This window comes from Reichenbachiella sp. MALMAid0571, from assembly GCF_040151475.1.
Classification (GTDB): domain Bacteria; phylum Bacteroidota; class Bacteroidia; order Cytophagales; family Cyclobacteriaceae; genus CAXBNB01.
Genome location: NZ_JBDKWG010000097.1, coordinates 55,917 through 65,825 on the forward strand (window position 1 = coordinate 55,917; position 9,909 = coordinate 65,825).

5 protein-coding genes are annotated in these 9,909 nt (G+C 36.5%); 2 read left to right on the forward strand and 3 right to left on the reverse strand.

The genetic code is table 11. The features are described 5' to 3' along the window. Nucleotides 1-14 precede the first annotated feature (14 nt). A complete protein-coding gene (locus AAOP42_RS04280; RefSeq protein ID WP_349527223.1) occupies nt 15-5,345 on the reverse strand; it encodes a S8 family serine peptidase in 5,331 nt (1,776 codons plus the stop codon). Nucleotides 5,346-5,508: 163 nt separating this feature from the next. Between AAOP42_RS04280 and AAOP42_RS04285 the strand changes: the two genes are divergently transcribed. After that, complete coding sequence (locus AAOP42_RS04285; protein ID WP_349527224.1) at nt 5,509-6,504, forward strand: alpha/beta hydrolase family protein; 996 nt, start codon at nt 5,509-5,511, stop codon at nt 6,502-6,504. Nucleotides 6,505-6,533: 29 nt separating this feature from the next. On the opposite strand, the gene ribD is transcribed toward AAOP42_RS04285, so the two are convergent. Then, nucleotides 6,534-7,562, reverse strand: coding sequence for a bifunctional diaminohydroxyphosphoribosylaminopyrimidine deaminase/5-amino-6-(5-phosphoribosylamino)uracil reductase RibD (ribD, locus tag AAOP42_RS04290; RefSeq protein WP_349527225.1), 1,029 nt, complete (start codon nt 7,560-7,562; stop codon nt 6,534-6,536). A 40-nt stretch (nt 7,563-7,602) separates the two neighbouring features. On the opposite strand from ribD, the gene prmC reads away from it, so the two are divergent. Then, the gene (prmC, locus tag AAOP42_RS04295) at nt 7,603-8,457 is read left to right on the forward strand and encodes a peptide chain release factor N(5)-glutamine methyltransferase (protein ID WP_349527226.1); all 855 of its coding nucleotides are present in this window, start codon (nt 7,603-7,605) and stop codon (nt 8,455-8,457) included. On the opposite strand, the gene AAOP42_RS04300 is transcribed toward prmC, so the two are convergent. Next, nucleotides 8,454-9,713, reverse strand: a complete 1,260-nt coding sequence (locus AAOP42_RS04300; protein WP_349527227.1) for a lysophospholipid acyltransferase family protein — start codon at nt 9,711-9,713, stop codon at nt 8,454-8,456. The two genes, prmC and AAOP42_RS04300, sit on opposite strands and share 4 nt — an antisense overlap. Nucleotides 9,714-9,909: the final 196 nt, after the last annotated feature.

Sequence of the window (9,909 nt, forward strand, 5' to 3'; positions counted from 1 at the left end):
ATAAGCGGGTTTTTTTATTGTTTAATGAAATTCTTGTTGATATAAAGTCCTTCGGTAATCAATTGAATAATGTACATCCCATTACTTAAACTAGGAATTTTACTTTTCAAATGTGTATTTATATGAGTCAACTTTCCATTACTTTGGCTTAATTTATTACCAGCCAAATCTGAAATAATCAATTCAATGTTTTTAAACTCATAACCCTCAATACTTATTTGTAAATAGGTAGATGTAGGATTAGGAAATAGCTTAAACTTATTTTGATTCACATCATTCATTCCTGAAACGACAGGTTCTTCAGTATCGTTTTCTATATTAATTTCGAAAATATTTTCAAAACTTTCGTTTTCCTTGTCAAGGGTTCTGACTCGTATAGAATATAGATTTTGTTGTTCATAATCAAAAACAACTTCACCCACCAGCTCATCTTTTGTGATGGAAAAACTAGAATTATCATCATCGCCTATTCCGGCTACAAGGTAATATTTATGACTATCATTGGCATCCAAGTCAACAGATGAAAATACCCCAATAGTACTTCCGACCGATAGATTTTCCACTATTACATCATTACTAAGTAAAATATCAGAAGGAGCACTATTTGTTGGTTCATCTACATCAGTTATGGATATGACAAATACTTCCTCTATGCTTCCACCATTTCCATCATCGCTTCTGATACGGATGCTGTAGTTGCTCTGAGTTTCATAATCGAATGACTCTTTACTTAATAGCTGCGCTTCTGAAATGCTAAAACTTGCATTGTCTGAATCACCTGATCCAGCCACCATATAGTAAATATGTATATCATTTTCATCTGGATCATCAGTAGCAAAACTACCGATTGCAGTGCCAACTGGTTCAGTCTCTAAAATGGTATTATTGCTTAAAGTGACGTTCGTTGGATTCTCATTTGGATCATCATCAATATCATTTATGTAGATAGTAAATATTTTCTCTATCGTACCTCCATTGCCATCATTACTTTGCACCCTGATGCTATACTGTGACTGCTTCTCGAAATCGAATGCCACATTGCTATATAGATTAGCATCCGTTATATAAAAATTAGAATTATCTATAGCTCCAGATCCCGACACTAAACTATAATTATGTACATCATCAACATCAAGATCGACACTTGTAAAACTTCCTACCAGTGTTCCGGATAACTCATTTTCATTGACATCAGAATTGTCAATCTGGATATCCGTCGGAACACTATTATTATCTTCATTTTCATCAATAACATCAATTACGAATACTTTTTCGATTACCCCTCCATTTCCGTCATCAACACTCACTCTAATACTACGACTTTCTTTCGTCTCAAAGTCAAAAATATGGTTGCTTAATAGTTCATCCCCAATGATAGAAAATTTGGAATTATCGTTATCACCCAAACCAGATACTAAATTGTATGTATGATCGTCTTCGTCAGGATCAATCGTAGAAAAAATCCCAACTATAGAACCAACTGGCTCATTCTCCAATATCTCCAAAGCCGTAAGATTAAAATCTGTTGGTATATTGTTTTCATTTGGATCATCCTCAATGTTGATAGTGAAGTTTTTTGTGTAGGCACCACCACGATTGTCATCGGTTACAATAGTTATTTTGTAGCTTGATTTTTGCTCAAAATCAAATTTTGTTATTGCCTTAAGTTGATTTTCGTCAATCTTGAAAAATTCATTATCTAATATTCCATTCAAAAGAGAATAATAATGATTATCGGAAAGATCATTATCAGAAGTGGAGATTGCTCCTATGGCCACTCCAATTTCATTATTCTCCATGATCTGTGTATTAGACAGCTGAATGTTGGAGGGTACATTATTTTCCAGCCCATCGGTGACTGTAATAATAAATTCTTTCTCAAAACCTCCTCCTCTTCCGTCAGTAGTTATTACTCGTATCTTATGTGTAGTACGGAGATCGAAATCCAAAAAATCGTTCGTTATAAGATTTGCATCAACGATTTTGAACAATTCATTGTCTTCATCACCAGACCCTGTAACCAACTCATACGAGTGAATATCATCGACATCAATATCAATCGTAGAAAACTTTCCAACAAACGTTCCTAATTCTAATTCCTCCACAACTTGATTATTATCTAAAAGAATCTCTGTGGGGGAGTTATTTGAAGGATCAGTTGGTAGAACTTTGACAGCATCAGAAAAAGAAGATTCTTCAAAATTCGCATTTACTGCTGTTAACATATACCAGTACACTTTGGAAGGATCGGTTTCCATATCTTTAAAATTCTTTTTGAGAATCAATTGATCGTTTACCTGTAGTGTGTCTTGCCCATTTGACATTGGGTCAAATTCATTTTTGGTAGTGTCAATCCTATAAATATTGTAACCCAACAAGTCTTCAAATTGATCTAATTCCCAGTTGAGTTGAACATCATCTTCAATCCTGCTAGCAGTTAGATCAGTTGAAAGCGCTGAAGTTGTCTGAATGAGGAATTGAAACCTTTGATTGTTTTCTTGGGGAATCTCAAAGCCTTCCAAATCTCTTGAACCAGCAACTCTGATGCTATTTAGACCATCACTGTTTCGGATATCAATGTCTGCATAAGCGGTCCAAATTGTACCATCACTATTCCAGCTTGCATTTTGATTCACCTGATAATCGGTAAAAGGAGCTTTTACCCCAAAACTAAGAATGGGCTGAAAACTCTTATCCATTGGACGGTTAAAATACACATCAAACTTGACCCTTTCATTTCCTATTGGATCTAAAGTTTCTTCTTGAGGATCCACATCATTTAATTCCACTTTCCAAACAACCCCGTGAGCTTCATAAGAAGGTTTATCTAAAAACGGAACAAAGTCAACCAGTGCCAACTCGGCATCATCCCAAAAGTCATAAATATAGCTATTGCTGATAGTAGTAGAGTCATTTATACCATAATAGTTAGCATTTAACTTTTTAAAATTTAGTCCACCACTCGCTCGATAAACTGGGATTTCCATTGCATCTATGGATCTCCTATTCTTACCAGTAAGAAAATTGTTTTCCACCAAACTGTATTGGTCATTTTGGGGAAATCTGGATCCCAAAAAGATGATTTCACTCGCATTTATTATACGTGAAAAATTGTTTGCTTGAATTACGTCACTCTTGAGCAAGAGTGCGGATATCAGAGCCGCCCCACCACACGATATGTTGTCAAAGTTATTAGTGGTTAGTAGTAAGTTCTCATCTGAAATAAGGGAATCGGATATTTCAATATTTTTGAAAATACAGTTTCTAATAATAGTTTGAGAGTAAGACCCCTGAAAAAGTCCTCTAGTTAGGATATTCTTGAAAATACAGTTTTCGACAATTTGATAATCCCCTGATACTATTGAGTAATAAAAATAATCTTGAGAATTGTTGGTTGATTCAATATTTACATAATTCAATCTAATATTTCCAGTTAAGTATCTAATAGGCTCACCTTGTGTACTATTAAGGTAAAGATTTATTAAATTATTTTTGTCCCCCCTAGCATCAATAGTGCCCTGATTAACGATCTTATTCTCTAAAATCAAATTAGTACCTGCTTCAATGGTTAGTGTTGCTCCTTCTGCTATTTTAAAGCTATTCCTTACCACCCAGAGTTTATCTGATGTAATGGTTAGATCTTCTGTTACAATTCCTTGCAGGAATTCTGCATTCGATACTTTTATTGATATCTCTCCGCTGATTATATCTGAGTTAGTGGAGTTGGTAATGTCATATTTAAACCAGACTTCCTGTTCATGTTTAAGCTCGGAAGAAAATTCCACAACCAGAGGGTCTAGATCGCCGTTGTTGGTAGCGAAAATTCCTACGTTTCCTATAGTACTGGTGCCTTTTATTATTTGAGCGGAGGTAGGGTCTTCAGAATCTGCGAGTGCCAGTGTTACGGTTACACCATCTATTGATCCTCCCGCATTTTTCACCGAAAAGGATATTTCAATCTGTTCTCCCGTATCTACCTCAAAATCCATGTCTGCTCCCGAATCTGGAATGGTATCAGCCAGAGTTATCCCAGTAAATATCAGGTCAGGATCCAATCCACTTTGAGTAAGGGAATTTAAAATGTTCAAAATACCATTGTCAGAAGAACCAATGAGCTGAGAGAAGATTTCGTTATTGGTGATTCCAGGGTTGGCATCTTTAATTAAAGCTACCGCACCAGAAACAATAGGTGCAGACATTGATGTACCATTCAAGGTTCGGTAGTCACTTCCTGGGATCGTACTTAATATTCCAACACCGGGTGCTTTCAATTCATAATTATATCCAAATTGATTTGTAAACCTAACAGGACCACTAGGATCGTAATTGGAAAATTTTGCTCTATTATCAAATTGATCTATAGCTTCTACCCCTATTACAAATGGATAGGCTGCCGGAAATATAGCTGTACTGGGCTGGAACGGCTCTGCTTCTTGTATCATAGGTAGTCCATTATTCCCTGCAGATGCCACAAGGGTAGCACTTAGGGTGGCATCTTCCAAAGCATCCTTTAGTGCCAAAGATTCCGTACTACCTCCAAAACTCATATTGATGACTGTCGCTCCATTATTTACTGCGTATTCTATTCCTTGTATGATGTCACTGGTAGAAGCCAGACCAGATTTGTTGATCACTTTCACAGGTAATATTTTAGCCTTTGGCGCTATACCAGCTATCCCTAAATTATTATTAAACTCAGCAGCTGCAATGCCGGCAACATGAGTACCGTGCATATTGTCATCACGAGGATCACTGTCTTCATTTACAAAATCATAGCCAGAGAGTAAATTATTTACCAGATCAGGATGATTTGGATCAACACCAGTATCCAATATCGCTATAATTTGACCTTCTCCCTGAGCTATATCCCAAGCCTCAAATGCCCCTACTGTTTTCAAGTGCCATTGCTCATCTACTTTGGTATCATCTGGGGTTATGTGAGCTTTGAAGTAGTAATCCGGCTCGGAATAAAGGACATTACTGTCTGCTTTAAATTCTTCTATAGCCTTCTGTAAATCTGCCTCCCCTTCGAGGGTAAACTTCAACAGTTTTGGTTCGCTTTCCTGAGAGAGTGTTCTAATTCTGCCTGTTTGGGAAGAATTATTAAAACCGAGTGGTTCAATTCCGGAAACCTTATGCTTTCTTACCAGCTCATCAATACTCGTTTCATTTTTAATGGCTAATGTTTTAAAACCGTTGTTATCATTTGTTGATAAAGAAGAAGTGTTAAACTGTTTTTTGAATTTCACCAATAATTTTCCCGGTACGTATTCTGCTTCTTGTGCTATAATATTTGAACAAAATAAGAAAAGAAATAAAATTGTTGATGAGGCTAACTTGTTCATGCTGTAATTGCTACAAGATGGAAGTGGGAAAGTTGTTTTTAATAATTAATAATTAATATTGGAAGTTAATAAATGGAAATATATAATAAAAGTGTGTTAGATTAATATTACGTTACAGATACTTTCAGCTCTAAGAGGAAACTACACAAATCGACAAAAAAACATGAGTAGATATTATTACCTAACCATTTTCCTTTTTCTCTCATTTAACCTGTTTTCACAAGAGAATATCAAGTGGGACGATGTGAAGTCTAAGGATTGGCCATCGGAATGCGAAGTGGTGAAGATTCCTTCTAGTGTGGACAAGGAAAAACAACATGCCTACTTCTACAAAAGTAAAAGTGACAAGACCAGGCCCCTTATTGTCAGTTTGCATACGTGGAGCGGTGGTTATGATCAGAAGGATACCCTTTCGTGGCAATGCATTAATAAGGACTATAATTACATACACCCAGATTTCAGAGGGTCAAACAATACGTTTGAAGCATGTGGAAGTGCTTTGGTTTTAAGCGATATCGATGATGCCATAGACTATGCCATAAAAAATGGCAATGTTGACCTCAACGAAATTCACATCACCGGCGTGAGTGGAGGGGGATATACTACGCTGCTCGCTTATATGCAGACAAAACATCAAATCAAGACTTTTACTGCGTGGGCTTCTATTTCAAACTTGATCGATTGGTACTATGAATCGGAGGGTCGAAAAAACAAATACTCCAGAGATATTGCCCTTGCTACTACCGGACAAAAATTTGATAAAAAGAACTACCATATCGATATAGAAGAAGCGAAAAGGAGGTCACCCTTTTTTATGGAAACTCCAGTTGAAAAGCGAATGAAAAGCAAACTGTATATTTATGCTGGAGTACACGATGGATATACTGGCTCTGTTCCGATCACGCATTCAATTAATTTTTATAATAAAACAGTCAAGGACATTGACAATGCTGAGTCCAAAGCACTAATTTCAAATGAAGATATTATTGACTTACTGACCTATAGAGGATTTGCTACTGTCAACGGTTCGATAGGTGGGAGAGCTATTTATTACGAAAAAAACTATCAGGACAAACTACAAATCACCCTTTTTGAAGGTGGACATGAAAGGCTGGATGATTTGGCATTAAGCCTTATTGAAAAAGACATGTACAAGTAGAAGGGTATATTTTAATTTCAATCATAATGTCATTTATTGACATAAATATCCAATTGATCACCCTTTACACTTTCACTACTAATCAATTTTCCGAAAGTCTTAGGAGCAGCTATGCCATTGCCAAAAGTGTTTTTGGCAGTAAAAACTCTGGCTTCATCCCAAAGTCCTTCAGAAATAAAAGAATTTATCAGGCTACTACCTCCTTCCACAATCAAGGATTGTATTTTTCTTTCGTCGAGATCAAACAAGATATCCCGGATCACGTGCCCCTTACTTATTTTTTTGAAAATAAGGTTTTCAGCTATCTCGTCTTTCTTCAGATTGTAGCATACGGTTGGAATTGTCCTATCGAATAAATTAAGACTGTTGTCCAAACTTAAATTTTTATTAATAACCAATCGGAGTGGGTTGTTGCCCTCCCAGCCCCTTACGTTAAGCGAAGGATTGTCATATTTGGCGGTATTAGTTCCTACAAGGATGGCATCTTCTTCTGCCCGCCACTTGTGTACTAGTTTTCTGGAGTATTCATTACTGATCCACTTCGAATCAAAGTTTTCTCTGGCAATAAACCCATCAGCAGTTTGTGCCCATTTTAAAATGATGTAAGGTCTCTTTTTTTCTATAGCCGAAAAGAAGCGTTTGTTTATTTCCCTACCAACTTCTTCCAACACTCCAATCTTTACCTCTATTCCAGCATGTTCGAGTTTTTTTATGCCGCCTCCATTTACCAGTGGAAAAGGATCGGTATTAGCAATCACTACTTTTTTCAGTTGATGACTAATGAGCAAATCGGCACAAGGTGGGGTTTTGCCATAATGTACACATGGCTCTAACGTTACATAAGCAGTTGCTTCACTCAATAAAGATTGGCCTTTCACACTGTTGACTGCATTTACTTCTGCATGAGGTTCTCCGTATTTTTGATGCCATCCTTCACCAATGATACGGTCATTATGTACAATTACACAACCCACCATTGGGTTGGGGCTTACGTTTCCCAGACCTTGTTTGGCAAGCTCAAAGGCCCGTGTCATATATTTGCTATCGTACTCACTCATGTGCAAACCAAAGTTATGTTTCTTTCCCTATTTTTGCCCGATGCACAGTATTTTTTCCAAAGACCTTCACCTAAAAATAGCAGATCTGCTTTCTCCGGTTTATTCCAAAGACGAGCGTGAAACTTTGGCATTTCATCTTTTAGAAAACATATTCGGATCGTCTCGAACAGATTTGTTGCTTAATTCTGCAATCAATATTTCTGAAGAAAAAAACGACTCTTTGAACCTGATAATAGACCGCTTGCTCCGTAACGAACCGATTCAACATATTTTTGGAGAAGCAGATTTCTATGGAAGAAAATTTAAAGTAAACGAACATGTACTTGTTCCTCGTCAGGAAACGGAAGAGTTGATTCAATTAATTGTGAAAAAAAATACCTTAACTACACCTAAAATTCTGGATATTGGAACAGGATCGGGATGTATAGCCTGTAGTTTGGCACTTGAAATTAGAAATTCAGAAGTTCATGCCTTGGATATAAGCGATCTCGCATTAGATACTGCCAGTCAAAATTCCAATGCACTGGAAGCCAATGTGACATTCCTTAAATGCAATATTTTGAATGAAGAGATACCCGAAAGTGCATTTGACATCATTGTGAGCAATCCTCCCTATGTGCTCGATAGTGAGAAAAAACAAATGCATCAAAACGTAACAGATTTTGATCCCCATCTGGCATTGTTTGTTTCCGATGAAGATCCGTTGATTTTTTACAGGGTTGTTGCAGAGAAATCAAAAAAGGCACTCAATACAAACGGTAAACTTTATTTTGAAATCAATGAGAAATTTGGATCGGAAGTAAAAACCATGCTACATGATTTCGGATACTCCGATGTGTATATCTATAAAGATTTGAATGGAAAAGACAGGTTTGTAAGTGGGATTTGTAGTTAACTACATTTGGCTTTAAACTCGTCAATATAATCAAGGCAACCATTCAATGATGCCGCCATTTCCGGATTTTTTTCCAGCTTCCTTTTCGCCCAATACAGTCTGACTGTTTTATGATAATAGTTTACAATCAACAATGAAAAGGGAAGACTACACCAATAAATCACATACAAATAAATGGAAGGATTATAAGTATTGAAATAGGCGGCTTCTAAAAACCAAAAAAGGGGAAATAAAAACAATCCAACAGAAAATTTGATAGAAGCCGTAAATACCTTGTCTTCGACTTTTAAAGCAATTAAGGACTCTATCAGAATCATTGGAATCAAATTATGTATTAGTCCAAATAAATAGACTGGAAGTAAAAGCAACAAACGGAGAAAAGTATAGGATGTATTAAGGTCTTTTATCGATTCCCAGTTTTTTACTCCAAGATTTTTCAGTATTTCGTCGAACTCCTCAATGGCCAAATCCAGCCCATCGTTGTTCTTAGCTATATAGCATTTTAATAAATTATTGGTACGGGTATTTATTGGCTTGGGATCAGACAAGTCATACCCACCTTCTGTTTTGAAAACTAATGTATCCAATTGATCATAATAAGCTTCCTGAAGACCAATGGTGCAGTTAATCAATCCTTCATTTATTTCATTTCTCAATGTGTCTAAACTCCGAGCATCATAAGTAGCCTTTTCCACCTTAATGGCCTCACCAAAAACAACATGAACAGAAGATCGAAAAAGTTTATGATCTGTATAGTTTAGTCCTACTGGTACTACATACAATTCCTTTGGAGCATTTTCGGAATTTACAGCCCCCAAGGCTATTCTTGAAATCCCCTTGGTCAGTTCCCTGGATATTCTTCTGATGTCATGTTTTCCTTCCGGAAACATAATCAATGCCCTTCCTTTGGCAAGTGCATTGTAACACGATTGAAAGATTTCCTGATTCCCCTTAATACTGCCAAACCCATCCCTAATCCTGTAAACCGGAAGCATATTGAACCAACTGAAAAGGGTCTTGACTAAAGCATTTTTGAACACATCTGCCCTCACCAGATAGTGTGAAAACCTAGTAAGCCTTGTTGTAATGATTAAAGCATCCATAAAAGCATTTTCATGATTGGCACCAAAAATCACAGGTGCATTTTTCGGGACATTTTCCAGACCAGCGATTTTTATTCTTTTAAAATAAAAGGCTAACCCAACCTTTACAACCAGCCAAAAGAAATAGTACCATATATACTTGAATACAATCATGATATGCGAAAATAACGGGCTTAACATCAATAGACAAAATCCATCTTGATTTCATATTACTGGTATCCGATTAAAAGCTATGTTATCAGTATTAATATAAGAAAAGTACAATTGGTGGAGGAAACCTCCACCAATATGATGATGTTTGAGTTTCTCACCACTGAAACATCATGGTTAAAAGTACAAATTTATCAGG